The organism is Oenococcus alcoholitolerans (genome assembly GCF_051852995.1).
GTDB classification, from domain to species: domain Bacteria; phylum Bacillota; class Bacilli; order Lactobacillales; family Lactobacillaceae; genus Oenococcus; species Oenococcus alcoholitolerans.
This window is the reverse complement of the sequence record NZ_CP176042.1, coordinates 646,180-672,533: the sequence shown is the minus strand read 5'-3', so window position 1 is coordinate 672,533 and position 26,354 is coordinate 646,180. Positions and strand designations below refer to the sequence as shown.

Below are 26,354 nucleotides of genomic sequence, written 5' to 3'. Positions count from 1 at the left end.
ATACCTCTTATTCAAACATTCGAGAATAATATTCTTTTATTTTATCAAGAAAACTTCTCTTTTTTTTAGATGAACCTTCTATATTCGTATCTTCTGTCTGCCCATTATCTGGTTCGGAATCCCTAGAAAAATTCGCACTCGGTCTAACCAGTGCCAAACTAAGTGTACGCTTTGAAAGCCAGTCTGTCACCGATTGATTTGCAACATAATCAGCGACTGATAAAGCATTTACAAAGGAGGGATGTCTTAAACCGATCTCTTGAGGAACGAAGAGAGAAACCTCCTTGTTGAATCTTTTTTTAAAAAGATCAGCAATACCGGCTAGCGCCGCTCCGCCGCCAGTCAAGATCATCGTTCTGGGGATAGACATCGAGCGCAGCTGATTAAGATGAGCATAAATATCAGATGAAATCTCTTCCAGCCGAGCACCGATTATCTGAGACAAATAAACGACTGACACTTTTTTTACATTGCCTGTTCCAGCTTGATTGAATTCGATCACTCTATCACTGTTCAATCTTAACGGGTCAGCGAAACCGAAGTCCCTTTTCAACTGTTCTGCTTGATCAAAAGAAATATTTATATGATCTGCTTCTTTTAAAACCGTTCTTATATCAGAAGTTATGTAAGAACCTCCCTGACCAATATCAGCTATGAATCTAAGCCGATGGTTCTGAACGATCGCTGCCGTAGTCTGATGAGCCCCTAAATCAACGATTATCGCGCCATCTTCTTGCTGCTGCTGATTGAGAATCAATTCGCTTTGCGATATCGGCGAAAGAACTACTTCAGAAATTTGTAAACCAGCTCTTTGTACGGCGGTCCGCAAATTTTCGACAACAGTTTTAAAACCAACAAAAGCCTCAACATTAACTTCAAGCATGACACCGACCATATCAAGCGGATTGGGAACCTGACCAAAACCGTCAATTACAAACTCATCAGTCAACAAATCTACGACTTCATAATTTACATCGAGTTTTGCAGTCGAGATAGCTTGGCGATAAGCATTCATCACATCATCTTCCGTGATCCTTTTATCGTTTCTAGCAACATTAACCGACCCATGAAGATGGATCATTGAAGTTTGAATAGCCGGAAGAGAAAGATTGACTTGATCGATCCGAAAATTCGCCTTGTCAGAGGCTTGCGAAACAGCTTGGTCGATAGCTTGTGCTGCCGCGTCGATATCAACAACAAGGCCTTGTTTTACTCCGGAACTGGGAGATTCGCCAACGGCGACGATTCCGTACTGTTGATTAGGTGTTCGTTTAATAACTACACATTTAATTTTATCAGAGCCGACATCCAAGCCGACGATCACATCATTATTCATATTCAACAAAAACAATGTATCAATCATTAAGACGATAATAAAGTCAAAAAACTAACGCTTAAAATCATCTTATATTTTCAAACACCTGTTCCCCCTTTTTTTATCTTCTATTGTCTGCATCATTCAAAACTTTTTGGTCCTGGTCGTTAAAAGGCCTGGCAAAATTTCCAGAAATAAGATCGATCACGCCGCGATTTAAATTGCGCTGTCTGATAACTGCCGCCATTTGCGGATAAAGTTCTAATTTACCGATACTGGCTGGTGATGTATAAACCAAATTGCCATCATTCATGACTATAGCTATTTCCTTTGTTCTTGATCCGCTTGAAACTAGAATGATCTGGCTGACAGCACTTCTTGAGAGCTGGCCCAGCTTAAAATAATTCTTCACGGTTTGTTTAAAATAATCAGAATGCAGATTGAAGCCGGTATATATTGGACTTCGTCCATCCGGTACAGAAACATAATTGCCGACATTGCTGTCACGATTCAAACGGTGCCAAGCGTTTTTATAAAAAACGAATCCTGCAAAAACACGTTCATGAACTTTTATGAAAGCTTTACCGCTTTTAGGGTCAAGATCAAGATCGACCGAAGAAACTTGATAATTTTTCCTAAAAGAAAAAGAAAAACTTTTTTGTTGTCCGGCCCATCTTGCATACGGCTGACCGACAGCTATACCTGCTTGATCGATTATTTGATGATAATCAGTTTGATAAGCATTAACCTTGATACTGGTTATTTTCTGCATAGGATGAAAAAAATAAATGAGTCGGACTATAAAAAACAAAAAAAGGACCGCACTGAAGATCAAGCCGATCTTTGCGAAAAAGAATCCTTGATCGGCTTTATTTTCCGCCGTTCGATATTTTTTTTTAAAATTAAGGATCCTTCGCCGGCCGGTCGCAGTCTTTCCAGCATTGATATTATTTTTTGTCTGATTTTTTCCGTTCATCGATAACTTCTACCAAAAGAGCATACAAACGATCAGCTGCATCCGGATGACCCAATTTTTTAGCGGCCTGCCCCATCTGATTTAATTTGCTTTCGTCTGACAAAATTTCAGTCATATCATGGTAAAGCTTTGCTGCAGACAGCTGATCTTCAGTGATCACCTCGCAAGCGCCGACTGTCTCTAATTGACGGGCATTCTTTTCTTGGTGATTTGCTGTGACATTAGGCGAAGGTATCAATATCGATGGGATTCCCAAAGAAGTTATCTCTGCTAACGTGGTAGCACCCGAACGGCAAACCAGCAATGAGATCCTCGGTAAGACTTGATCCATATTATCTAAATACGGCAGCAATCTAACGTTATCTAATCGGCCGAGTTTATCAAACTCTTTTTTTACGCTTGGATAATATTTTTTTCCGCTAACGAAAATAACTTGCAGATCCTTGTTTTTACTGAAACGATGAGCGAAACCGATCACGGCCTGGTTGATTCTAAGTGCGCCGCCGGAACCGCCGAATATCAAAGCTGTCGGTTTTTTTGGATCAAGTTTTAATTCGGTTAAGGAAAAAGTGGCCGCTTTGCTTGATTCAACGACCTGCTGACCCCTAGGATTACCGGTCATCACGACTTTGGATTTGGGAAATTGACCAGCTGCATGAGGAAAACTGATCGCGATCTTGTCAGCACCGCGGCTTAAAAATTTATTGGTCATTCCGGCAATAGAATTTTGTTCATTGATGACAGTCGGTATTTTCAAACGCTGAGCAGCATAAAGAACAGCACCGCTGACATACCCGCCGGTTCCTAAAACGATATCAGGCTTGAACTCAGCGATTATTTTTTTTGATGCCCTAACAGCCTTTAGAAACATGCTGATCGTTTTAAAGTTATTTAAAGACAAAGAACGAGAGAAACCTTGAACTGCCAGCTGTTTGAACTCAATGCCGGTCTTAGGAACGATAGAACCCTCCAAGCCCCTAAAAGAACCGACATAAAGGATCTGAGAATCAGGTTCGTGTTTGAGCAAAGAATCTATTAAAGCAAGTCCCGGATAAATATGTCCGCCAGTGCCGCCGCCAGATACGATTATTCTCATTGCCATCCTTCTTTTCCACTGATAAATTTTTTAAATTCTCTGCCGCGGATCTCAAAATTAGCGAATTGATCCCAACTTGCTGCTGCAGGGCTGAATAAAACGATATCGTTAGGCTGACTGATTTTTTTAGCACTAAAAACCGCTTCCTTTAAATCATTATCAATAACTATATTTTTTACGCCGGCTTTCTGAGCTGCCGAATGGAGTTTTTCTTTAGTTTGCCCGTAAGCTATCAATGCAGTGACGTTTTTAAAGCTTGGGATCAAACGATCGAGATCGTCACCGCGATCGAGGCCGCCGGCAATAAGCACTGTCGGCTGGTCGAAACTTGCGAGTGCTCTTTCGGTCGCTTCGATATCAGTAGCCTTAGAGTCGTTATAAACGGTTCTGCCCTGGATCTTTCCAACCGGCTCCAAACGATGCTCAAGTCCGGTAAAGGTCGTCAAAACTTCCTTTATAGCGCGATTAGAAATTCCAAAAATTTTAACAGCAGTTATTGCCGCCAGAATATTTTCCAAATTGTGTTTGCCGACAAGGACAATGTCGGAAAGATCTATAATTTTTTCGTCATCAAAATAGATCGAACCATCATTGATATAACTATTTACACTTTTGTCATCTGCAGAGAAAAAGTAGCTCTGAGCCTTGCTTTCAGCTGCAAACCGGCGGCAGTCCTCGGAATTACCGTTCAAAACTAAATAATCATCGGCATCTTGATTCTGTGTGATCGAAAATTTAGCTCTGAGATAATTTTTGCGTGTATGGTGAAAATCCAAATGAGAAGAAAACAAATTTGTCACAACAGCGATTTTTGGTTTTATATTTTGTGCACCGAGCAATTGAAAGCTTGATAGTTCCAAAACAAAAACACTGGGATCGCTGGCTTTTAAGATCAATTCGCTGACGGGAGTGCCGATATTTCCGCCGACTTCCACATCAACGTTGTCGGCCTTTAACATTTTTCCGATCAAGGTCGTTGTGGTCGTTTTTCCATTAGAACCAGTGATACCAATGACTTCCCCTTTATATTGATCAAGGGCTACTTGGACTTCGGTCAAAATCGGGATCTTTAATTCTAAAGCATGTTGAAGCAATGATTTTTCATATCTGATACCAGGATTTTTGACGACAAAATCAAAACTGTCGTCAAATTCTCTTTCAGAAATAAAATCAACATCGTCCGGCAACCCGTCAGGCTTTTGATCTGCGAAGAGATAAACTTGGGCACCTAATTTCTCTAAAAGGCGGTAAACGGCCTTGCCGGAACGAGCCCAGCCGTATACCAATACCTTTTTGTCCTTAAAATTCACTTCATCCATATAAAAACTCCAATCACGGTAATTATAAGCTGAATAAGCCAGAAAAGAATATCGATATTCCATTCATGCCAATTTTTTTTCTGAAAAATATGTTGCAATGGCGCAACCGGAAAAACACGAAAATGAAAAAAATGATAAACAGTAACTTGGATCATGACTGAGATCGTATCTAAAAACGGTATCAAACCAAACCAGACCAAACTCCAAGGATTGCCCAATAAAAGAGAATTAGCAGCCATTGCAGCTCCGAGAGCCATACTTCCGCAATCGCCCATAAAGACCGAAGCTTTCGGCTTGTTGAAAAATAAATAGGCAAATAGCGAACCGATCAAAGCCAAGTCAAAAAGCCCAATGATATTTTTATGATAAGAAAATGCTAAATAAGCAAAACCGGCAAACATGATCACAGAAATGCCGGCTAATAGACCATCAATGCCGTCGACGAAGTTAGCGGCATTGCTCCAGCCTACAAACCAAATCAAATAAAAAATAAATTGGATGATCAAAAAGCCCGGAATAACCTTCAAAAAAGAAAACGTTAATTGATCATTCAGGCCAGAAGAAAAGAAGATGACCGTCGAAACCAAACCAGCGATGATCTGTGCTATAAGTTTGGGAATAAAACGAAAACCGTCATCGCGATGATAAATAACTTTCAAAATATCATCGATCAGACCGATCAAACCAAATGAAAATAAAGCTGCGATAATCAAAAGAAAAGTCAAATTCAGATTATTAGTAAACAAGAGAACCAAAAAAGAAGATATCGCTGACGATATGACAAACGAAATGCCTCCCATCGACGGCGTTCCGTTTTTAAAAGAAGTATCGACCCCAAATCCATGCTTACCGCTTCTTTCAACTCCGACTTCCCCACGTGTCCTTAAATAATTTATCAAAATCGGCAACGATAGAAATGCCAATACAAAAGCTAATATCAGTGCTGCCAGTCCTAAAAATATCATTCCAAATAAACCTCCAAATTATTTCCCTTTTCTAAACTAGTATCAACCGGAATCGATTGCTTGTAAACTGTTCCGGCACCATGATAAGTTAAACTCAAGCCGGCGATCTTGGCAAAAGATGAAACGTCTGACAAAGTCCACCCCTTCATATCGGGCATATCGATCGAATCATCAGATTTCAAAAAAATCTTTTGATCTACGATTACTAAACTGCCTGCTCCGATCGATTGAAAAGAAACTTTAGCTCGACGGCTTCCAACAAAAATCATCTGTAATCCGTTATCTTCTGCCAATTGCTGAGCCTGAGTATAACTTTTACCATAGAAATCAGGAATTTTTTTTGCACTGTCAGAAGCGGCGGGCTGTGATTTTACATTGTTCAGCGCAGATATGATCAAAGGATGAAATAAAGTATTGATCGTTGAATCAGCGAATCCGCCAATAAAACTTCGCGGCTGACGAATATACATGTAAAAGATAAATCTCGGATTATCAGCTGGAACGAGGGCTTCAACAGAATGAGTCGATGAAGAGTAGTTATTAGTGTATTTTCCATCGACAGCTATCTGTGCCGTACCGGTTTTAGCAGCTATCTGATATCCTTGTTTAGCTAAAGAGTAAGTTCGTGCAGTTCCATCGGGAAGATTAACGACATCGATCATGTCTTTTCTGACTTGTGCAGCCGTTTTAGGACTTACCACCGGAGCGGATATGACCGGTCGATTTTGATAAACATTTTTTTTACTGGTCGGATCCTTGATTTTTTCGACTATATACGGTCTGATCATTCTTCCATTATTTGCAACAGCTGTTAGTGCTTGAACTATCTGCATCGGAGTTATCCTGATACCCTGTCCAAAGGCCGTATTGGCTTGTTCGATCGGTTCGGTAAAAACCATCGATCCTCCTTCTTCATTAGGAAGCATCGTGTTTGTCGCCTTTAAGAATTGAAAACGATTAATATAATCACGCCAAGTATCAGCGCCCATATTTTGTTCTGTTTTAGCGAATGCGACGTTAGAAGAACGGGCAAAACCTTCTCTGTAGGAAATAACACCCATATTTCTTTCAAAATCAAAAACTTTTTGACTGCCAATATTTAAAACTCCAGATTGAAAGACATTTTCCGGATTCCAATGACCGCTGTCGATCGCCGCTGATAATGTGAATACTTTCATCGTCGAACCTGGTTCTACTGGATCTTGTACAAGCAGGTCATCCCACATTTTATTCAAACCGGATTTAGTTGAACTATTAAAAGAAGGCCTCTGACTTGCAGCCAAGACGGCTCCGGTCTTAGCATCGGCCAAAATTGCAGTCATCGCCTGCGGGTCGGTCTTGTCGTAAATATTAGACATCAATTGTTCCATTTGTAATTGAAGATTGTAATTCAAAGTCAAATAGACATTATCACCGTTTTTAGCGGTGCGATGATTAAAAGTTGTCAAAGGCACCCCGTTAGCCGTTTGCTGGCCAACTCTGAATCCTTGCCGTCCTGTTAAGTATCGATTTAAGGATTTTTCAAGTCCCATGATGCCCTTGAGCCGGGGAGTACCATTTTTGGAGTTATCATTTGCCGTCAAACCGATAATATGTGAAGCAAATACACCATTAGGATAGGATCTAGCAGGATTTACCGTAAAATTAAGGCCAGGAAGATCAGCTTTGACGATTTTATCATGTTGATCGATCGTTAGATTGTTGCCGGCTGATCCGAATTCAACTTGAAAAGTGCCCTTCTTAGCGTTAAGCCGCTGATATATATCATTTTCCGGCAAGTTTATGATACCAGCTAAAACGTGCGCAGTTTTTCTCTTATCAACGACATACAGCGGCTTGCTGCCATCCTTATAACTTTTACTGACGACAGCATAGAGATTATATGTAGAACTGTTGCCGGCCAATAAATGTCCTGAAGAATCATAAATGTTCCCGCGCTGGGCTTGTGTGGTCTGTTGAGATAAAAAATGGCGAAAATCATTTTCTGTCAAATGCCGTCCCTTTATCGTTTTACTCGTAGAAAATTGAACGAAATGAAAGGCTAAAATCACTAATACGATCAAGATGGTCGTAAATAGCATCATACCGGAAATTTGGCTGAAACGAATCGCCTCTTTTTTATTCTTTTGTTTTTTCTTTGGATCCACTGCTTTACTTATTTTTTATGTTTTGGATATTTCCAGAGTTCATTTGCATATTATTTTTTGCAGCAAAAGATTGTAGCGCAGTTATGCTTGTCAATTGATTTATTTTTTCTCGGGTTTTTTCATTATCGTTAGTTATACTTTGAATCTGTTTATTTTTTGATTGTAATTGATCATCTATAGAAGAAGTTCGGTTAGAAATAAGCAAACTGAAAAACATTACGGCTCCAACAACAATGGCAACGATAAATGCAAAAGTAAAATCTTGAAGCGACCAAGCAGCCCGCTTATAGCGAACAGCAGTTTTACTCTTTTTTTTCGGTAAAACAGTCGTTTTGCTGTTGATCTTTTTTCTATATGTAGTTGAAACTGCATTTTGTGCCATTATCTTCTCTCCAAAACCCGTAATTTAGCACTATGGGCACGATGATTTTTTTTGATTTCTTCTTGGCTTGGAACGATCGGATGCCGATTCACTAGTACGAATTCTTCACTGATCTTGTCAGCTGTGACAGGTAATTTTGCCGGAAGCTGGTCTTTTTCTGACATTTTTTTAAAAAATTTTTTTACGATCCGATCTTCTAGAGACTGAAAGGTTATAACAGAGATCCTGCCATGATGATCCAGCATTTCTGTCGATTGTTTTAAAGCGCTTTCTAGAACATTGAGCTCATCGTTGACGGCTATGCGAATTGCTTGAAATGTTTTTTTTGCCGGGTGGCCTTTTTTGCTCAAAACTCGGTCAGGCAAACTTTCTTTAATGATATCCACCAATTGCCCAGTAGTTTTTATTGCTTCTTTTTGCCTTGCCGTTATTATCGATCTAACGATTTTAGCGGCAAACTTTTCTTCACCGTATTTGTGCAGGATTCTTTTTAAATCAGCCTCTTGCCAAGTATTTATGATCTTATAGGCATCAAGATCCTGAGATTGATCCATTCTCATATCTAAACGCGAATCAGAACGATAGCTGAAACCCCGCTGACTATCGTCGAATTGAGGAGAGCTGACGCCTAGATCAAAAACGACACCATTTATCTTTTCAATACCGATATCCGTTAACCGATCTTTTAAATTCTTAAAATTATCGTGGACTAAAGTTAAATGACCACTTTTAATTTGATCAGCAAATCTTTTTTGATTAAAATCGATCGCTCTTTGATCTTGATCAAAACTCACAACTCGACCATTGACCGCTTTTTTTAACAGTAAATCAGTATGACCGCCGCCGCCTAAAGTAGCATCAACATAGATGCCATCCTTTTCAACTTGTAAATTTTCAACGGCTTGTGAAAGAAAAACCGTGATATGTCCATAATCTTGATCATTCATAAATCGAAATCGGTCAATCCTTCCGCTATTTGGTCAAACTTCTCAGCCGTACCAGCAGTATATTCTTCCCAGTTATCTTTGCTCCAAATTTCAAAACCATTGCCAGAACCGGTAATAACAACATTCTTTACTAATTGGGCATGCTTTTTCAAAACAACAGGAATAACGATTCGTCCTTGTTTATCAAAAGAGGTTTCCATCGCACCAGCAAGGACAAAGCGCCGAAAAGCCCGAGCGTCTTTGGCTCCAATCGGCAATTTAGCAAGTTTCTCTTCAAATTTCTGCCATTCATCTTTAGGAAAAGCAAAAAGTGAGCGTTCCATCCATCTCGTAACGATGAATTGGTCGCCTAACTGGTTACGGAACTTTGCAGGAATTATCAAACGTGACTTGTCATCAAGAGCATGCTGGTATTCTCCCATGAACATAGTCAGGCCTCCTTTCAAGTTCAAATATAAATTTACCACTTGCCCCCACTTTTTTCCACTTAAATACCACTTCTTAAGAAAAATAAAAACCGATCAAAGATCGGTCTCATAGGAAAGTTATTTTAATGACTAAAACGAATATCAATTCCAGCAGGAGCAGAGCACCGCTCAAATTGGTGAATATGAACCAAAATTTTTTTAAAGAATGCTGGTCATCCGATCTAACGATCAGCCAACAGGCATAAAGAAAGAAAATGATCAGCCAAAAAGTCAGCAGCAAATACTGAAAGTTATAAGGAAAATAATTATCCAACAGGACCAAAACCAAAAAATAATCAGCCGGTATCAGCCAATCCCAAAAAGGTATGTCACTGATACGATACTGTCGGAAAAAGATTTCCAGGACAATCCACGATAACAATGAAAGACACCAAAAAATCAAAGTAAATAAAAACATACTTTTTTAGGATACCTTTATTTTTATTAAAAAAATAGTTTCCAATCGTTTTTTATGAATCATTTTCTTGAGTTTTCTGATTTGGTTTTCCCAAAACTTCACGCGGGCGGCTGCCGTCCTGAGGACCCACTATTCCAGCAGCCTCCAATTCGTCAATTATTCTAGCGGCTCTATTGTAACCGATTCGGAATCTGCGCTGAAGCATACTGGTCGAGGCCTTTTTTTGCGAAATAACAAAATCAGAAGCATCCTGGAACAGTTCATCCAGCGGCTGGCCCTGAGAATCAGAGGAATCCTGATCATCATCGCTATCATTGCCGTCAACAAGCATACTTGCGGCGTATTGGGCCTGTGATTCAGATCTGATAAAGTCGGTGATCGATTCAACATCACGATCAGAAATAAAGGCTCCTTGAATACGCATTGGCTCTTTGCCGACCGGAGCAAAAAGCATGTCGCCTTTTCCGAGCAATTTTTCGGCACCATTTTGGTCCAAGATCGTACGGCTGTCTATTCCGGAAGAGACAGCAAAAGCTATTCTGGAAGGAACATTGGCTTTTATCAAACCGGTAATGACATCTACCGACGGCCTCTGCGTTGCCAAAATCAAATGTACTCCGGCGGCTCGACCCATTTGAGCGATCCTCACGATCGAATTTTCTACGTCCCCTTTAGCGGTCATCATTAAATCGGCAAGCTCATCAACGATGATCACGATATAGGGAAGTCTCGGCATTGCTTTGCCCTTAGCTGAATTATACTGATCAACTTTTTTGTTCCAGCCGTCGATATTTCTCACACCATGATCAGCGAAAAGTTCATAGCGACGTTCCATCTCTTTAACGGCTTTTTGCAGACCGCGGGCTGCTTTTCTCGGCTCAGATATTACCGGAGCTAATAAATGAGGAAGATTATTGTACATTGATAATTCAACTCTTTTAGGATCGACCATCATCAATTTAACTTGATTAGGTTTTAATCTCATCAAAAGCGAACTGATGATACCGTTGATAGCGACTGATTTTCCGGATCCAGTCGAACCGGCGATCAGCAAATGCGGCATTGAAGCCAGATCAGCTGAAATAACTTCATTATTAACATCTCGTCCCAAAGGAACTGTAAGCGGGTGCTTAGAATTAAATTTTGAGTTTTCTATTACATCAGAAAATCCAACGGTCGCCTGGACCTCATTAGGAACCTCGACGCCGACAAAAGGTTTCCCGGGGATCGGCGCTTCGATCCTGATCGACTTGGCTGATAACGCTAAAGCAAGGTCGTCAGCTCGATTTGCGATCGTTGATACTTTAACCCCGCGTGCCGGTTTTAGTTCATATTGAGTAACTGTAGGCCCTAAGCTGACAGAACTGACATCGGTATCAATGTTAAAAGATTTTAAGGTATCGCGTACTATTTGTGATTTTCTCGTTAACTGCTTATATTCACCAGTCTGATCGACCATCTTGACCTGCGAAAGAATCGAAGTCGGTGGAATCTCGTAATTAGGATCATCCTGGGTCTCAATAGAATCAACTATTTGATCCTTACTAGGATCTTTGCTATTTTCCTCTTCCATTTGGTCAAAATCATCAGGAGCAGAGGCTGGAGCCGGTTTATTAAAAGTGGTCTGCTGTGTTGATGGTTCGCCAGCCGATGTCAAATCACTGTTATTCTCATTATGATTCCAGCGTATTTGAGGTTTAACATCTTCTTTAGGCATCTCATTTTTATCAGCTGCTGCTGGTCGGTCGTTATCACTAGACGATTTTTTTTCTACCTGATCAGGGTCCTCGAAGTATTTGCTAAAGAAATTAGATTCAAAATGCGAACCATTTTCACGAGAAAGCTGGATGTCATTGATCTTTGCACGCCCTATTTTTGCCGCTTTAGAGGCTGATCGCAAAAAAGATCGATTTATCAATCTAAATATACCGAAAAGGACAGAAAAAATCGCTGTGATCCAAACACCAACATCAGAAATAAGCCGGCAAAGGCCGAGATATATCGACATACCGATCAATCCCCCGCCAACGGTCGATTGTGATTGTCCGCTTCTGATATCACGCCAAACAATTTCCCATATGCGACCGATCAAATCATTATCGTCGGAAAAACTGTGACGAAAAAGCAATGAACTTATTGCCAAAAATGGGATCGCAAACAAAAAGAAAGCCCAGTAAAAACGCGGTGCTATCTTTGGTTTTTGCTGATAAAGCAGCCAATAACCTAAAAAAACAGCTATTAATAAAATAAAAATAACAAAATAATCGCCAAAGACATATTTGTATATATCAGCAAGAAAATTACCGACCAGACCAAGTCGAAAAGCACCGATAGCTAGGAAGATCTCGGCTATCAAACCGGTAATGATTTTATAATCAAAATTCTGCTGTCTTTTTTTGGAATAATTTCTTTTTTTTGTTGTTTTGCGTCTTGTTGTTTTTCTTCTGCTTTTTGTAGCCATTACTAGATAAGTCTATAAAAAAAAGCAGCTGCTTTCCACTGCCTTAAATATTACTTTAACTTGTCTTGCAAATAATGGTGGCTTCTTTGCATATCTGGAAAATTTTGTTGTCTTAAAACCTCATAAAGAACGATCGCTACTGAATTGCTTAAATTAAGAGAGCGCACATGCTCATCATTTTGCGGTATTCTGATCGCCTTTTCCGGATTTTTACGCATAAAAGTCTCTGGCAGACCGAAAGCTTCATTGCCGAATAAAAAGAATCTCTCCTTATTTGGATCGGAAAAATCAACCTGATCGTAATCCTTTTTAGAGTATTTAGAAACTAAAAATAATTCTCCATCTCCGATCGTTTTTAAAAAATCAGGCAAACTATTATGAACAGTTAAATCAACGTGCGGCCAATAATCAAGCCCGGCTCGAATGACCTTTTTATCATCTAGATCAAAACCCAAAGGTCTTATCAAATGAAGTTTCGCGTTGATCGCCGTTGCTGTGCGGGCAATATTGCCAGTATTAGCCGGCATAGAAGGTTCAAAAAGTACGATATGATTCATGATTAAAATAAATTAGATTCCTCTCTCCACCATTTATATATCCGGCCGATTATGACTTTGATCACTGCATAAGCTGGAATACCAAAGGCGACACCCAGCAAGCCGAACATCTCACCGGCCGCAAGCAAAATGATCAAAACGGTGACCGGATGAATATGCATCGAAGCACCCATGATCTTTGGGTGAATGAGTCTTGACTCTAAGGTCTGCTCGATCAAAAATACGACCAAAGATGCCAAAACAAGGTGATACCCGTAAATTATACCAACGATAATGGCCGGTACCATCGCCAAAAAGGAACCTAAATATGGGATCAAATTCAAAGGACCGGCGATCAAACCGATCCAAATACCATAAGGCAGGCCGATGATTGAAAAACCGATCATAAACATGATCGAAACAGCGATAGAAGTTAAGATCTGCCCCCTTAAATAATCAGATATCTGTTTGTTGATATCGTCTAAAAGATTTTTCAGGCTCAAACGCAGGCGCTGAGGGAAAAATTGGGATACATAATCGGGAAATTTATAACCTTCTTTGAGCATATAGTACAAAATAAAAGGAAAAGTGATCAGGGTTATAAAGAACATCAAAACTGCGTGAGTAAATCGGCTAACTCCTTGAATACCATTGCTTAAATAACTCCTCGACCATTCGATCACCTGCTGGTTCAGATCATTATTAGTACTTAAGACCCAATTTCTGACCGGTATCAAGGCCGGATAACTGAAGATCTTGTTCAGCTGTCTTGTCAGAGCACGATAATACTCAGGCCAATGCTGGAAAAAATTTATCAAATTATCACGAATCATCGGTCCGACGAAAATTGATATCAGAATCAATAACAAGAGGGCTATTAAAAAAATAAGTAAAATTATCAGGCCATTCGATAATTTCGTTTTTTTATGCAGCCACCTAACGATCGGCTCAAGCAAATAGTAAAAAATACCGGCCGTGATAACAGGAGCCCCAACTGCTGCGAACAAGGCATTCAAAGGTTTAAAAATAAATTTTGTCAAATGAAGCAAGTAAACAGCTGTTAAAAATAATACAACGACAGCTAAAACAGATACCAATCTGTTATTGACTACCCAGCGTTGGAACCAACTGATTTTAACTTTTGGCTCTTTATTTTTATTTTCCATTGTTCTTTTACTCTAACATGAATGATAATTGATTGTGTAAGCATTTTTATTTTAGAAAGGAATTAAAATGAGCTACAAACTTTTATTTGGAACTTACACTAAAGCTGATTCAAAAGGAATCTATCAGGCATCTTTGTCTGACCAAGGAAAATTAGCAGATCTCAAAAACGTTGCCGAGATCGGATCACCAACTTATTTCGCCGTATCAGAAGCCGGTTTTCTGTACGCTGTTGATAAAAGAGATGGACAGGGCGGTCTTTCGGTATGGGATATGTCAAAGGATCCTTACGAAAAAACCGATGAACACATCGAAGAAGGTGCCTCTCCTGCTTATGTCTTTGTTGATGAAAAAAGACAGCTTGTCTACACTGCCAATTATCATAAAGGATTATTAGAAGTTTTCAAAATAAACGGAGCTAAGATCAAACTGGCGGATTCTTTTAAAAACACCGGAAACGGTCCGCGTCCAGAACAAGATTCTTCCCACCTGCACTACTCAGCCCTAACCCCAGATGACAGAATAGTTACGGTTGATCTAGGAAGCGATCAAGTGTTTACTTTTAAAGTTGATCAAGACGGTAAGCTGAGTGATAAAAAAATATTTGAGACCGAAAAAGGTTTTGGCCCGCGTCATATAAGATTTGATAAAGATGGTAAACATGCCTACCTGCTCGGCGAACTATCATCAAAGCTTTCAGTTTTGTCATATCAAGACGGCGAATTCAAACTGATCTCTACTCAATCAACGATTCCCGCCGACTGGGACAAACACAACGGTGCTGCAGCGATCCGTTTTTCAAAAGATTACCGTTTTATTTACAACTCTAATCGAGGCTATAATTCGATCGCTGTCTTCAAAAAATCTGACGATGGCAGTTCTGTTGAATTGATCCAGCAAATATCAACGGAAGGCGATTTTCCAAGAGACTTCAACATCAGTCCAGACGGAAAATATTTGGTAGTTGTAAATCAAAATACCAATAATGCTTCTACTTATTCGATCGACCAAAATTCAGGAAAATTAGCTTTGGTCCAAAAAGATTTCTTTGTTCCAGAAGCGGTTCGAGTTTATTTCGAAAAATAGATCGATCAAGAATTTATTAAATTAGAAAGATCAAGCATATCTTTAGGAAGACCGACATTAAAATGCCGGTTTTTATTTGCAAAAGGATCAAAAAAAACAAGCTGACTGGCATTAAGCGCTTGACGACCGATCGCTTCTGATCGAGGCCCGCCATAAAGATCATCTCCGACTAGAGGGTGTCCGAACCAAGATAAATGAACACGGATCTGATGAGTACGGCCAGTGTGCAGCTGAACTTTTAATTGGGTAAAAGAAGCAAAACGTTTTTCGACCCAATATTCAGTAACCGATCTTTTACCGTCTGGTCTGACTTGACGACGAATAAAATCATCGTCAACTCGTCCGATCGGCTGATCGATGATGCCATGATCTTCTTCAAATTGACCGGAAGCAAAGGCTGTATAGTATTTTTCGATATCGTGATGGTTCATCAGAGCATCGTTTAATAAAGAATGGGCGAATTTATGTTTTGCCAGCAAAACAAGGCCGCTTGTATCCCGATCCAAACGCGTAACGACATGAGGAACCAAACTACCGGCATTTTCTGTGATCAAATGAGCTTTGACCATGTTGACCAAGGTAGTTGTCCGATCCGCATGCCCAGGCACAGTGGTTACAAACGCAGGTTTATTAACGACTAAAAAGTCTCTATTTTCAAAAACAATTTCAAGCGGATCATCGAAATCAGCTGTCAAATCAGAATTTTCTTTTTCGTCAGGCATAAAAATAGTTACCAGCTGTCCGGGTCTGACATAATCGCTAGTAAAAACTTCCTTTTGATCAACAGTGATACGGCCGCCAAAATGTTTTATTTGAGAAAACATTCGATGGGAAACCCCCTGCGACTTTAAAAAGCTTCTAACTTTTTCATCATGATCAAGCGAAGAACGCCAAGAAAAATCGATCATAAGTCGATACCATCCCCGATAAATGATTTTTTAACACGCTGCCAAAAGCTGATGTGACGATAATTAGCCATTCTTAAAGGCTGGTCGCATATTTGCAAAGTTAACTCGCTGAAATCAGAATTCGGCAAACGATAACTGTCATAATTTATTTGAGAATTACCGATTTCGGGGATTATTTTTATCGTACTGCTTGGCGAAACGATTATCGGAGAACTGATCGTTCGATATACTCGATTGTTGATCGAAGCAATTTCGGTCATTTGCAAAGATGATAAGGCTGGATCGATCAGAGCTCCACCAAGCGACTTATTATATCCAGATGAGCCGGCAGGCGTTGATATAGCCAGACCATCACCGCGGAAGCGTTCAAAAAATTGATCATTTATAATGACATCCACAGCTAAAGAACCATTGATACGATTCAAAATTATTTCATTCACGGCCAAAATATCGACCTCTTGGCCATCGAGGTAAGTAACATGGCCATTCATCAAAGGATAGCTGATCGTTTGCCCGTGATCTTTTTTTATACAATCGACCAGACCATCTAATTCACGAACCAGCCAATCCGAATAAAAACCTAAATGTCCAGTATGGACACCGACAAAACGCACTGTCGACAATTGATTTGAGAATTGTTGAACCGCCGACAAAAAAGTACCGTCGCCGCCGATCGAAACGACCAGATCAGGTCGGCAATCAGTTAATTGGATGCCGTCGTCTTTAGCAGATATTAATTTCTTTTTCAGTTCCTTAGCAACCGCCAATGATTGCGGCTGGTCATTAGGAAAAAGGCAAATCTTCATAGTCTCCATTCTATCCCAACAAAAGACGCCGATACAAGTATCAAGGCGCCATCGTGTTTTTTATTTAATTACTTTCCAAGTTTTTCGCAAGTATCTTCAAAGCGTGTTTTTATATAGTTAGCTGATTGAGCAAGCTTTGTTTTTTCTTCATCGTCTAATACTAACTGAACTTGATTCTCAATACCATTTTTACCAACTATGGCCGGATATGATAAGTAAGTACCGTATTCTTCTCTAAAATTAGAAACCGGCAACTCGCTTTTAGCATCACTCAAAATTACATTTGCCAATCTTACTGCTGCCGCTGCAATGCCGAAGTTAGTATAATGCTTGCCGTGAAAAACAGTGTAACCGCCCTTTCTTGCTTCATCATCCAAACCAATAAGATCGATCGCTCTCTCTTGTGCTATTTCTTTGATCGGTCGTCCCAAAACTCGTACAGTCGACCAAGCAGTAAATTGTGAATTACCATGTTCACCCAAATTATAGCCGTCAACAGATCTGGGATCGATATCCAAAGATTGAGCAACTGCCCTTTTCATTCTGGAGGAATCGAGCAAAGTTCCGGTTCCAATCACATGATCTTTAGGTAAACCGGTATATTTTTGATATAACGAAGTTATAACATCACAAGGATTGGTGATATCGATCAAAATACCATTGAAACCAGACTCTTTGATTTTCGATGAAACATCTTTGACCGCCACACTGGTAAATGGTAATTCAACAAAGCGATCGTGCTCTTTATTATCTTTTTGAAGCTTAATATTACCGACTGCCGAAATGATCAAATCAGCATCAGCTAATTTTTGATAATCGTTAACGAACAGATTAGTGTGGCTAGGCAAATTCGACATTGCATCACTGAAATCGATCGCATCTGCAGTCACTTTTAATTCATTTGTATCTATCAAGACCAAATCGTCAGCAAAACCAGCAGTTACTAGATAATGTGCGACCGTTGAGCCGACATGTCCCAAACCGATTATTCCAATTTTTCTTGTCATATTTTCTCCCTTTTCAAATAATTATTATGCTCACTTTATCACTTTTAAAGAGAAAATTGTGAAAAAAATAAAAAAGATGAAAAACGATTTTCATCTTTTTCAAATTGTGAAAAAATTAAGAAAGCAAGGCTTCGAACTGATCCAGCCGATCTTTAAAAACTGAAAAGGCATTGTTCAAATAATCAGGTTTTTCCATATCGACACCAGCTTTTTTAATAACATTTAGCGGATAGTCAGATGAGCCTGAAGATAAATAATCAAGATAAAGTGGAACATTTTTCTTTGGATCTTTAATGATACCGTCAGAAAGAGTAATGGCTGCTGATTCACCGGTAGCGTACTGATAAACATAATAATCGTAATAAAAATGAGGTATACGTGCCCATTCTAGAGATATTTCCGGATCGAATTTTAAATCAGGACCATAGAATTTTTTATTAAGATCGCCATAAAATTTTGATAAGCTATCAGCTGTCAAAGCCTGACCGGCCTGAACTTGTTTATGGATCCAATCTTCAAATTCGGCAAACTGAGTTTGACGGAAAACAGTCCCCTTGAAGCCGTCAAGAAAATGATTCAAGACATAGGCTTTGACTCTGGGGTCAGTTTGTGTCTTTAAAAGATAGTCGGTCAAAAGCATTTCGTTAGTCGTTGAGGCGATCTCGGCAAGAAAGATCGGATAATCACCGTATTGATAAGGCTGATTTTTACGTGTTAAGCGAGAATGCTGAGAATGACCTGATTCATGGATCAAAGTGAAAATATTGTCCAAGGTGTCTTGCCAATTAAGCAGTATATAAGGATAAGTATCATAAGAGCCGTCGGAATAGGCGCCGGAACGTTTACCTGAATTTTCGGGAATATCGATCCAGCGTTGATCGAATTCATCCTGCATACCTTGAAGATAGTCATCTCCTAAGGGTTTTAAGGCTTCTAAAACGATTGCTTGAGCACTTTGATAATCAACTGGGAAATCGACCTCTCCGGTGATCGGCGTATAAAGATCATAACTATGTATCTCATCAAGACCTAATATTTTCTTGCGAAGACTGACATATCTGTGAAGCAGGCCGAGGTTGTTATTAGTCGTATCAACGAGATTTTCAAAAACGGTTTCGGGAATATCATTTCTAAAAGTTGCTGCCTGACGCGCTGATTTGAACTTATGAGCAGAAGCATCGAAATTATCAGCTTTGACTTGACCATACAGAGTAGTCGCAAAGGTATTTTTAAACTGTCCGTAAGCTTTGTAAACAGTTTGAAAAGCCTCTTTTCTCGCCCTGCGGTCACTAGATTCCATCATCAGAGAATATAGCCCCTGAGTCAGCTGGACCTTATTACCATCGGGGTCTGTGACCGTACCAAATTTCAGATCCGAATCATTGAGGATACTGAAAGTATCAGAACTGGCAGAAAAAACATCTCCAGCCGACGCAAGCAGCTTCTCTTCTTCTGTTGATAAAGTATGTTCCCTCTTTTTTGCGATCGATTCGATCAGATGACGATATTGTTCTAATTGCGGTTCTTGTTTATAAAAATTTTCGAGCTGCTCATCAGAAAAAGAAATAATGACCGGTGTCAGAAAAGATATCGCTGAATTGGTTTTAGCAGCCAAGCTGGCAACTCTGGCACGATAAGCAGCATAGTGATTATTGCTGGTATCTTGATCTGCTTTCAACGAAGCATAAGAATATATTTTTTCGACCGATCTGAGCAAAGAAAGGATCGACTTAATAGCATTCAATAAGCCCTTGCCGTCATTGACCTTATCAGCTAAAGAGGAAACCGCACTCGTCTGCTGATCTGTCTTAGAAAAGGCTTCTTCCCACTTTTGATCACTTTTAAATATTTTTGTTAGATCCCAAGTTTGAGCTGGATTTTTTTCGACCTCAGCTCTGGTTATCTGCTTTTTTTCTTCTGTCATAAAACCTCCGTCAATGAAAGCAATTTTAACACAAGCTTCTATCAGAAATTTTTTCTTGGTAACTCTTGAACCAACGATATTCATCTCTTAAAAAAATCAAATCACCCTTTTGAAAAACAAGCTTAGACATTTTCATTTCAAAAAGAAGCTGTGCAGCTGCTTTAACCGCAAAAGCATTCGCATGATTATATCTGCCTGAATAAAAATACTTTTTTGAAGTCAAAAAATCGATAAACTTATTTTTATCCAGACCATCGGCTCCCCTCTCTTCTAAAAGGAGCAGGCAATCAAGACGCCACTGCCAATTATCGCAAAGCAAACCGAATTGATGACCGCGATGAATGAACCAAGGAGCACAAACTGGTGATTTGCCTGTTTTACAGTAAATATCTGTAAGTTTATTTTTGTCTGCGCGGCCTTTGATAATAGAAGTCTGCAAGCGCCGCAAATGAGTAAAACTGTTTTCACCTATACAGGCATTTCCCGCTTTAAAACGAACCTTATTTGAAAATCCACCGTTATAAAAATAGTTAGATATTTCTGCAAAGAAAAGTTTTATATCTAATTTAGCTATTTGAAACGATAAAGACAAGAAATCTCTTTTTTTAAAATCCTTTAAGATCCTGATATTATCTTTCGCATCAAAACAAAATATATGGCCTGATCGATCAGAAAATTTAGCCGCTGTATGTTCTTTCAGCTTATTTATCGGATAATTCGGGCCCAGCAGCCAAATAAAAGGCAAACCGATCCTTTCATAACCAGAATTACGCTTGAAGATCTCTTCATCAGAAATCGGACTTTGCTGAAATTCGATCGCCAGACTTTGATCACCGAACTGAATAAACAAGTCAGCTCGTTGAGAAATATTCGAAAAAACTTTCTCCAGCGTACAATTCCAGCCAAGTTCTCGTCCTGTCTTTTCTAAAAGATACTTGCTTTCTAAATGAAGCAGGCTTTCATTTTCGGAAAAAGTTTCACAATCAGAAACATTTAAGTGAGCAAAATGAGGTCGTTTGATAGACCCCTGTTTTAAAATGACCTTGTTTTTGCAAGCTGGACAATAAAATTGTTTCCCACTGCCGCAACGATCAGCTCGTACCAGTTCTAAATTAACATTATGCGCAATAAGCATCTAAATAGTTTTTACGATAAAAAACTAATTTTTAAAAATATTTTTGCTTAATTCCAAAGCTAAATTGGTAAAAACCGGTTTAGTCAAATCGGAACTTTCTATCTGACTGCTATCAACTCTGATACCAAAATCAGACATTAAATTTTCGACACCGCCAGCTTTTTTGTTCCGCGAGAACAGATGCAGTAAAAATGCCCGATGGACTGCGTCATTGCCATCATGCGGAAATGCTGTTCTGATTTCATAAAGATCAGATACCAAAAACTTTGAATCGATAGTCTGACCAACTGCTAAAAATTCGTCAAAATCAGACAATAGATACCAGCCGTCATACATAAAGGTATTTTTTTGATCATCAGTATCTAAAGAAGAAGCAGATGTCGATCCAGACGGTTGACTGGAAGTGAGCGCATACTTGGGCCTATTAGACGAAATTCTTTTTTGCCGATCAGAATTAGATCCGCTTTTATCATAACCTTGAAGCAAATTCACGATCCGGCCATCGACTTCTTCATCTTTGATTGAAAAAATCATATTGCCGTCACCATCGACGCTCATATTAGAATCGTCTACGACACGTGAAATAAACAGTTCGATCCCTTGTTTGCCAGTGGGCATTATCTGAAAAGTCACTTGGTCATCATTGACGAAACTATGATCAACGTTTGCTTCGTCAAGAATGGAATAGAAAAACTTTTCGACCCTTTGACGGTCCGACATTAAATCTGACATCGTGATCTTGCGGTCGTCTAGGTCGGCCTTGCTTAACATGATGTGCAGAGTATTTGAATCAATTCTTTCCAGCTTCATTACTTACATTATAACAGTATGACAGTTAACAGATATAGCGTTAGAATTTAAATATGAATAGATTATATTTGACCTTCGGCAGCAGAAAGTATCTACTGAATTTAACAAAAAATCTTGATTACGATCAACTTGAATACATATCGAAATCAGGTGAATCACAATTCGGTATTTTTTCACGGGAACTCCTTGCTGAAAACACGCGACCGATCGAATTTCGGATTTTAGAAGAATTTTCACAAAGATCTTCTGATGCCCAATTGATCGGTTTATATTATTTTTCTGGTGAAGATAAAGAAGCTCAAATAGCCCAGAAAAATTTAAGTTTGCATAAAGCGGAATTTTCTAGAGATGGGATCTCGGGTGGAATCTGGATGCAAGAAACAAAGGATCTCCATCGCTACGTTCTTCTGTTGCAATTTGCTGACGCAGCTAGTTTTCAAAATTTCAACAAATCAGATTTGTTGAAGTCTGTCTCAGCTGATTTTTATTCCAATTTCAAAGTTATTTATAGAAAAGGTTTCGACCAAGACTAATAAAAAAACACTTTGCCTTTTAATGAAACAGCAAAGTGTTTTATATTGCTTTTTATAGAAAAAATATTTATCTATTTATCAATGATTTTTCTTGTTTTCCGAATGAAGTGAATCATCTTCAACAAAAGTGTTGAGTACTTCTGCGACCATATTCCATTCTTGTTCATCTTCTATTGGGAAAAGGTCGGATTCGGTATTCTCATCACCTGCTTTTGGATCAAAGCTAAAAGCTTGGATCTCAACTTCTTGGTCAGGATCATCGTTTGCTATTTGATCGACTCCTGCCGGAGTGAACAAAATATAATCCTTATTGTACTGATCTGAATGAAAGGTAAAAAGAACCTCATAAAGAGCTTCATTCCCATTATCATCAGTTAGAGTTACATATTGATCTTGATCGTTATTTTGTTGATTTTTATCAGCCACGAATCAATTTTCCTTTTTTATCCAAATAATTTTGTAAAATGAGCTGCGCTGCTAAACTGTCGATGACTTTTTTTCTCTTTGCCCGCGAAAGATCTGCCTCTTCTATCAGCATACGATTAGCTTCAACGCTTGTTAGCCGCTCATCTTCATAGTCGACCGGCAGCCCGAAATGATCTTCGACCATTTTGCCATAATTTCGGGAAGCGTCGACTCGCGGTCCTTCGGTATTATTCATATTTTTAGGTAATCCGACCACGACTCCGGTTATCTTTTTCTCGGAAATTATTTCACCCAAACGGTCTAGACCAAATTCGCCTTTATTCTCGTCGATACGAATTATTTCAACTGAACGTGCCGTCCAGCCTAACGGATCAGACTGAGCAACGCCGACGGTTTTAGAACCAACATCTAAGCCTAAAAGTCTCATTTATCCTTCCCTAGCCGACTGCCGTCGTTAATATAATTTTTGACTAATTCTTCGACGATCTCATCGCGTTGAAAACGACGAATCAGATTACGAGCCCCATTCAAACGGGGAATATAAGCTGGATCGCCAGAAATAAGATAGCCGACGATCTGGTTTATGGGGTTATACCCTTTTTCCTCCAAGGCTTGATAAACGAGCCTGAGCATCGATCTGACGTCTTCCGGTTTTTCCGGGCCAAAGTCAAATACAGTTGTATCTTCAAATTCTGCCATTGCCTATATTCTACCTTAAATGTTTTAAATTAAAATCTATTGTTGCTCAAGATATAGACCAACTTGAATCAAAGCATCTTTTATACCGGCCGCATCTTTACCACCGGCTTGAGCAAGATCAGGTCGACCGCCTCCGCCGCCTTGGATCTTTTTGGCGATATTTTTGATCAAATCACCAGCTTTTATTTCTTTTGGTTTATTAGAAGCAGCGATTAAAATTGGTTTCTGTTCCGGTGCAGAAGCCAAAACGATAACATCAGAAACTTTTTTATCGCGCCAATTATCAACGATTTCGCGCAGTGCTTGTGAATTTTGGTTATCGAACCTAGCTGTTATATAGCTGTAAGATCCAGCCTTTTTAACATCGTGAAAAATATCTTCCGCCGCCTGGTTAGCCAACTTTGCCGATAGAGATTCGATTTGTTTTCTTTGCTCGCGATTTTCTTCAAGCAGCACATCTATTTTGTTAGGAAGCTGTTCGATATGCTGCAAATTAAATTTCTGAGCAGATTGCAAAAGCAATTCTTCTCTTTCTTTGATCAGCCTGAATGCTTCAGGACCCGTTACGGCTTCGATTCGGCGAACACCAGCACCAGTACCGCTTTCACTTACGATCTTAAAAATACCTAATTGGCTGGTATGCTCAGCGTGAGTTCCTCCGTCGAATTCTTTATTGTAATCCCCGATCGAAACGACTCTGACCTTCTTGCCGTATTTTTCGCCAAATACCGCAACAGCACCAAGTTTCTTTGCCGACTCGATATCGGTTTCGACCCATTTTATCGGCAAATCAGCTAAAATCTGTTGATTAACTTCATTTTCAATTTTATCGAGTTCGGTTTTTTCCAAAGGACCCTGATGCGTAAAGTCAAAGCGTAAATATTTCGATTCAACTAAAGAACCTGCTTGATGAACACCTTGACCAACAATATTTCTTAAGGCTTGATCAAGCAAGTGAGTTGCAGTGTGATTATACGAAACCAGCCTGTGGCGTTTTAAGTCGATCTTCAAATCAAATAATTGACCGACTTTAACGTTTTTCAGTAGCGAGACTGTGTGAATATGCTGTTTGTTAGGACCGTTTTGAACATCTTGAACTTCAGCCGCAGCATCCTTTTGACCAGCCGGATAAATAGATCCATGGTCAGCCACTTGGCCGCCCATCTCAGCATAAAAAGGAGTCTTGTCAAACACCAATAGTGCGGTTTGCCCGGCAAAAGCCTGATCTGTTTGTTTGCCTTGGACAATAATAGCCGACAATTTAGCCGAATCGACCTCGTTTTGCGACCAGCCGACATATTTCGAGGCAACTTTCAAGTTTAAAAGTTCACCCTTTTGTACACCGAAAGTTTTGACCTTGCCGGCAGCTGCACGCGCACGTTCCTGCTGCTTTGACATCTCCTCTTCAAAAGCTTTTTGATCTACCTGCAAACCTTCGTCTGAGAGCTGCTCTTTAGTAAGATCAAATGGAAAACCATAAGTATCAAACAGCTTGAACGCCGCTTTGCCGGAAATCGATTTTTCGCCTTTTTCTTTAGCTTGTTTGATCAAATCATCCAGCAGCTCAATACCAGCACTAAGAGTTTTTCCAAATCTTTCCTCTTCATTTTTTATAACAGGAATGATCTTGCCTTGGTTCTCGCTGATCTCTGGATAATAAGAGTGCATTATCTTGCCGACAGTCGGTACCAGTTCAGTCAAAAACGGTCTTTCGATACCTAATTTGCGGCCATGCATGACAGCGCGCCTAAGCAAACGGCGGATAACATAACCGCGGCCGGTATTTCCGGGCAGAGCCCCATCGGAAATAGCAAAAGTGACCGCCCGGATATGATCAGCGATTATTTTAAAACTAATATCATCTTGTTTGGAAACGCCGTATTTTTTACCAGAAATTTTTTCCGTTTGATGGATCAGCGGCAAAAAAAGATCAGTTTCAAAATTGGTCGGTGCATCTTCAAAAATAGAGACCATTCGTTCCAGCCCCATACCGGTATCAATATTTTTATGCGGCAATTCGGGATATTGCGAATTATCTGTTAAGCCGGGCAGATGGTTGAATTGTGAAAAGACGATGTTCCAGACCTCTAAATAACGCTCATTTTCGCCGCCCGGATACATTTCCGGATCCTCATCGGGCAGATCCTGAAATTTCCTGCCGCGGTCAAAAAATATCTCGGTATCGGGGCCTGAAGGTCCTTCGCCAATATCCCAAAAATTATCTTCTTGAGCAACAGTATGGCCAGAAATAAAACCCGGCTGTTCCTCCCAAAGTTTTTTGGTCTCCAAGTCGCGCGGATAATAAGTTACATATAACTTTTCCGGTTCAATGCCGAACCAATCCGGACTGGTCAACAGCTCCCAAGCCCAAGGAATTACTTCTTTTTTGAAATAATCCCCGACAGAAAAGTTGCCGAGCATTTCAAAAAAAGTATGGTGGCGGGCAGTATGACCAACATTTTCAATATCATTAGTTCTGATCGACTTTTGGGCATTTACCATTCTTGGATTTTCGGGGATCTGTGAACCGTCAAAATATTTCTTTAAAGTAGCCACCCCGGAATTGATCCAAAGCAAACTCGGATCATCTTTAGGTATCAAAGACTGGCTCGGTTCTATTTTATGACCCTTAGATTTGAAGAAATCTAGAAACATTTGTCTGATCTGTGCTGAATTTAGTTTTTTCATTTTCCTCCAAAAATAAAAGCACGTGGAAATGCTGGGGCGATCAACGACGCGGTACCACCCAGCTTCACACAGTGCTTTATGTGTCTCTGCTTATTATTTTTTATTAGAAAACGGGAGCACTCTTTGATTCCGAGCTGCA

General features: G+C 39.7%; 25 protein-coding genes. 2 read left to right on the top strand and 23 right to left on the bottom strand.

What is annotated here, in order from left to right; translation table 11 throughout:
- Positions 1–7: 7 nt before the first annotated feature.
- The 13 genes from ftsA to ACKP2L_RS03895 all read right to left on the bottom strand — a co-directional run bounded on the left by ftsA (position 8) and on the right by ACKP2L_RS03895 (position 14,195).
- The gene (gene ftsA / locus ACKP2L_RS03955; protein ID WP_439426200.1) at positions 8–1,336 is read right to left on the bottom strand and encodes a cell division protein FtsA; all 1,329 of its coding nucleotides are present in this window, start codon (positions 1,334–1,336) and stop codon (positions 8–10) included.
- Between the two features lie 100 nt (positions 1,337–1,436).
- Positions 1,437–2,291 (bottom strand): cell division protein FtsQ/DivIB, encoded by an 855-nt coding sequence (locus ACKP2L_RS03950; RefSeq protein ID WP_439426058.1) that lies wholly within the window; start codon positions 2,289–2,291, stop codon positions 1,437–1,439.
- A complete protein-coding gene (gene murG, locus ACKP2L_RS03945) occupies positions 2,263–3,387 on the bottom strand; it encodes an undecaprenyldiphospho-muramoylpentapeptide beta-N-acetylglucosaminyltransferase (RefSeq protein ID WP_439426057.1) in 1,125 nt (374 codons plus the stop codon). Before murG ends, ACKP2L_RS03950 begins: the two co-directional genes overlap by 29 nt.
- Positions 3,384–4,706 carry a UDP-N-acetylmuramoyl-L-alanine--D-glutamate ligase gene (gene murD / locus ACKP2L_RS03940; RefSeq protein ID WP_439426056.1) on the bottom strand — a complete coding sequence of 441 codons (1,323 nt, stop codon included), beginning with the start codon at positions 4,704–4,706 and terminating at the stop codon, positions 3,384–3,386. Before murD ends, murG begins: the two co-directional genes overlap by 4 nt.
- Positions 4,694–5,671 (bottom strand): phospho-N-acetylmuramoyl-pentapeptide-transferase, encoded by a 978-nt coding sequence (locus ACKP2L_RS03935; protein WP_439426055.1) that lies wholly within the window; start codon positions 5,669–5,671, stop codon positions 4,694–4,696. Before ACKP2L_RS03935 ends, murD begins: the two co-directional genes overlap by 13 nt.
- Positions 5,668–7,818: a penicillin-binding transpeptidase domain-containing protein gene (locus ACKP2L_RS03930; protein WP_439426054.1), complete on the bottom strand. Its 2,151-nt coding sequence runs from the start codon at positions 7,816–7,818 to the stop codon at positions 5,668–5,670. The genes ACKP2L_RS03935 and ACKP2L_RS03930 overlap by 4 nt, the downstream gene beginning before the upstream one ends.
- A gap of 4 nt (positions 7,819–7,822) precedes the next feature.
- Positions 7,823–8,200 carry a cell division protein FtsL gene (locus ACKP2L_RS03925; protein ID WP_439426053.1) on the bottom strand — a complete coding sequence of 126 codons (378 nt, stop codon included), beginning with the start codon at positions 8,198–8,200 and terminating at the stop codon, positions 7,823–7,825.
- On the bottom strand, positions 8,200–9,147 hold the full coding sequence (gene rsmH / locus ACKP2L_RS03920) for a 16S rRNA (cytosine(1402)-N(4))-methyltransferase RsmH (RefSeq protein WP_439426052.1): 948 nt from the start codon (positions 9,145–9,147) through the stop codon (positions 8,200–8,202). Before rsmH ends, ACKP2L_RS03925 begins: the two co-directional genes overlap by 1 nt.
- Positions 9,144–9,575: a division/cell wall cluster transcriptional repressor MraZ gene (gene mraZ / locus ACKP2L_RS03915; protein ID WP_439426051.1), complete on the bottom strand. Its 432-nt coding sequence runs from the start codon at positions 9,573–9,575 to the stop codon at positions 9,144–9,146. Before mraZ ends, rsmH begins: the two co-directional genes overlap by 4 nt.
- 106 nt (positions 9,576–9,681) lie before the next feature.
- On the bottom strand, positions 9,682–10,032 hold the full coding sequence (locus ACKP2L_RS03910; RefSeq protein WP_439426050.1) for a hypothetical protein: 351 nt from the start codon (positions 10,030–10,032) through the stop codon (positions 9,682–9,684).
- A 52-nt stretch (positions 10,033–10,084) separates the two neighbouring features.
- Entirely contained in the window at positions 10,085–12,493 is a 2,409-nt protein-coding gene (locus tag ACKP2L_RS03905; RefSeq protein ID WP_439426049.1) for a DNA translocase FtsK 4TM domain-containing protein, read from the bottom strand.
- Positions 12,494–12,543: 50 nt separating this feature from the next.
- Entirely contained in the window at positions 12,544–13,050 is a 507-nt protein-coding gene (locus ACKP2L_RS03900; RefSeq protein WP_439426048.1) for a tRNA (cytidine(34)-2'-O)-methyltransferase, read from the bottom strand.
- Positions 13,051–13,052: 2 nt separating this feature from the next.
- Complete coding sequence (locus ACKP2L_RS03895) at positions 13,053–14,195, bottom strand: AI-2E family transporter (protein WP_439426047.1); 1,143 nt, start codon at positions 14,193–14,195, stop codon at positions 13,053–13,055.
- Positions 14,196–14,262: 67 nt separating this feature from the next.
- Between ACKP2L_RS03895 and ACKP2L_RS03890 the strand changes: the two genes are divergently transcribed.
- Positions 14,263–15,279 carry a lactonase family protein gene (locus tag ACKP2L_RS03890; RefSeq protein WP_439426046.1) on the top strand — a complete coding sequence of 339 codons (1,017 nt, stop codon included), beginning with the start codon at positions 14,263–14,265 and terminating at the stop codon, positions 15,277–15,279.
- A gap of 5 nt (positions 15,280–15,284) precedes the next feature.
- Here the strand turns inward: ACKP2L_RS03890 and ACKP2L_RS03885 are convergent, their stop codons facing one another.
- From ACKP2L_RS03885 to ACKP2L_RS03860, 6 genes are all read right to left on the bottom strand, one after another.
- Entirely contained in the window at positions 15,285–16,184 is a 900-nt protein-coding gene (locus ACKP2L_RS03885; RefSeq protein ID WP_439426199.1) for an RluA family pseudouridine synthase, read from the bottom strand.
- Positions 16,184–16,993, bottom strand: coding sequence for an NAD kinase (locus tag ACKP2L_RS03880; protein ID WP_439426045.1), 810 nt, complete (start codon positions 16,991–16,993; stop codon positions 16,184–16,186). The genes ACKP2L_RS03885 and ACKP2L_RS03880 overlap by 1 nt, the downstream gene beginning before the upstream one ends.
- Positions 16,994–17,061: 68 nt before the next feature.
- On the bottom strand, positions 17,062–18,000 hold the full coding sequence (locus ACKP2L_RS03875) for an L-lactate dehydrogenase (protein ID WP_439426044.1): 939 nt from the start codon (positions 17,998–18,000) through the stop codon (positions 17,062–17,064).
- Between the two features lie 115 nt (positions 18,001–18,115).
- Positions 18,116–19,924, bottom strand: coding sequence for an oligoendopeptidase F (gene pepF, locus ACKP2L_RS03870; RefSeq protein ID WP_439426043.1), 1,809 nt, complete (start codon positions 19,922–19,924; stop codon positions 18,116–18,118).
- Positions 19,925–19,949: 25 nt separating this feature from the next.
- On the bottom strand, positions 19,950–21,059 hold the full coding sequence (locus ACKP2L_RS03865) for a competence protein CoiA (protein ID WP_439426042.1): 1,110 nt from the start codon (positions 21,057–21,059) through the stop codon (positions 19,950–19,952).
- Between the two features lie 24 nt (positions 21,060–21,083).
- Positions 21,084–21,869 (bottom strand): adaptor protein MecA, encoded by a 786-nt coding sequence (locus tag ACKP2L_RS03860; RefSeq protein WP_439426041.1) that lies wholly within the window; start codon positions 21,867–21,869, stop codon positions 21,084–21,086.
- Between the two features lie 53 nt (positions 21,870–21,922).
- Here ACKP2L_RS03860 and ACKP2L_RS03855 point away from each other — a divergent pair, with 53 nt between their 5' ends.
- Positions 21,923–22,402, top strand: coding sequence for a hypothetical protein (locus tag ACKP2L_RS03855; RefSeq protein ID WP_439426040.1), 480 nt, complete (start codon positions 21,923–21,925; stop codon positions 22,400–22,402).
- Between the two features lie 78 nt (positions 22,403–22,480).
- On the opposite strand, the gene ACKP2L_RS03850 is transcribed toward ACKP2L_RS03855, so the two are convergent.
- Genes ACKP2L_RS03850 through alaS form a run of 4 tightly spaced genes read right to left on the bottom strand, consistent with a single transcriptional unit; the run spans position 22,481 to position 26,215 of the window.
- On the bottom strand, positions 22,481–22,828 hold the full coding sequence (locus ACKP2L_RS03850; RefSeq protein ID WP_439426039.1) for a DUF1292 domain-containing protein: 348 nt from the start codon (positions 22,826–22,828) through the stop codon (positions 22,481–22,483).
- The gene (gene ruvX, locus ACKP2L_RS03845) at positions 22,821–23,255 is read right to left on the bottom strand and encodes a Holliday junction resolvase RuvX (protein ID WP_439426038.1); all 435 of its coding nucleotides are present in this window, start codon (positions 23,253–23,255) and stop codon (positions 22,821–22,823) included. The genes ACKP2L_RS03850 and ruvX overlap by 8 nt, the downstream gene beginning before the upstream one ends.
- Positions 23,252–23,527: an IreB family regulatory phosphoprotein gene (locus ACKP2L_RS03840; protein WP_439426037.1), complete on the bottom strand. Its 276-nt coding sequence runs from the start codon at positions 23,525–23,527 to the stop codon at positions 23,252–23,254. Before ACKP2L_RS03840 ends, ruvX begins: the two co-directional genes overlap by 4 nt.
- Positions 23,528–23,563: 36 nt before the next feature.
- Complete coding sequence (alaS, locus tag ACKP2L_RS03835; protein ID WP_439426036.1) at positions 23,564–26,215, bottom strand: alanine--tRNA ligase; 2,652 nt, start codon at positions 26,213–26,215, stop codon at positions 23,564–23,566.
- Between the last annotated feature and the right edge of the window lie 139 nt (positions 26,216–26,354).

Coding starts and splice junctions, on each gene's coding strand:
- ftsA (WP_439426200.1), bottom strand. CDS start 1,336: ATGAATAATGATGTGATCGTCGGCTTGGATGTCGGCTCTGATAAAATT.
- ACKP2L_RS03950 (WP_439426058.1), bottom strand. CDS start 2,291: ATGAACGGAAAAAATCAGACAAAAAATAATATCAATGCTGGAAAGACT.
- murG (WP_439426057.1), bottom strand. CDS start 3,387: ATGAGAATAATCGTATCTGGCGGCGGCACTGGCGGACATATTTATCCG.
- murD (WP_439426056.1), bottom strand. CDS start 4,706: ATGGATGAAGTGAATTTTAAGGACAAAAAGGTATTGGTATACGGCTGG.
- ACKP2L_RS03935 (WP_439426055.1), bottom strand. CDS start 5,671: ATGATATTTTTAGGACTGGCAGCACTGATATTAGCTTTTGTATTGGCA.
- ACKP2L_RS03925 (WP_439426053.1), bottom strand. CDS start 8,200: ATGGCACAAAATGCAGTTTCAACTACATATAGAAAAAAGATCAACAGC.
- rsmH (WP_439426052.1), bottom strand. CDS start 9,147: ATGAATGATCAAGATTATGGACATATCACGGTTTTTCTTTCACAAGCC.
- mraZ (WP_439426051.1), bottom strand. CDS start 9,575: ATGTTCATGGGAGAATACCAGCATGCTCTTGATGACAAGTCACGTTTG.
- ACKP2L_RS03910 (WP_439426050.1), bottom strand. CDS start 10,032: ATGTTTTTATTTACTTTGATTTTTTGGTGTCTTTCATTGTTATCGTGG.
- ACKP2L_RS03905 (WP_439426049.1), bottom strand. CDS start 12,493: ATGGCTACAAAAAGCAGAAGAAAAACAACAAGACGCAAAACAACAAAA.
- ACKP2L_RS03900 (WP_439426048.1), bottom strand. CDS start 13,050: ATGAATCATATCGTACTTTTTGAACCTTCTATGCCGGCTAATACTGGC.
- ACKP2L_RS03895 (WP_439426047.1), bottom strand. CDS start 14,195: ATGGAAAATAAAAATAAAGAGCCAAAAGTTAAAATCAGTTGGTTCCAA.
- ACKP2L_RS03890 (WP_439426046.1), top strand. CDS start 14,263: ATGAGCTACAAACTTTTATTTGGAACTTACACTAAAGCTGATTCAAAA.
- ACKP2L_RS03880 (WP_439426045.1), bottom strand. CDS start 16,993: ATGAAGATTTGCCTTTTTCCTAATGACCAGCCGCAATCATTGGCGGTT.
- ACKP2L_RS03875 (WP_439426044.1), bottom strand. CDS start 18,000: ATGACAAGAAAAATTGGAATAATCGGTTTGGGACATGTCGGCTCAACG.
- pepF (WP_439426043.1), bottom strand. CDS start 19,924: ATGACAGAAGAAAAAAAGCAGATAACCAGAGCTGAGGTCGAAAAAAAT.
- ACKP2L_RS03865 (WP_439426042.1), bottom strand. CDS start 21,059: ATGCTTATTGCGCATAATGTTAATTTAGAACTGGTACGAGCTGATCGT.
- ACKP2L_RS03860 (WP_439426041.1), bottom strand. CDS start 21,869: ATGAAGCTGGAAAGAATTGATTCAAATACTCTGCACATCATGTTAAGC.
- ACKP2L_RS03855 (WP_439426040.1), top strand. CDS start 21,923: ATGAATAGATTATATTTGACCTTCGGCAGCAGAAAGTATCTACTGAAT.
- ruvX (WP_439426038.1), bottom strand. CDS start 23,255: ATGAGACTTTTAGGCTTAGATGTTGGTTCTAAAACCGTCGGCGTTGCT.
- ACKP2L_RS03840 (WP_439426037.1), bottom strand. CDS start 23,527: ATGGCAGAATTTGAAGATACAACTGTATTTGACTTTGGCCCGGAAAAA.
- alaS (WP_439426036.1), bottom strand. CDS start 26,215: ATGAAAAAACTAAATTCAGCACAGATCAGACAAATGTTTCTAGATTTC.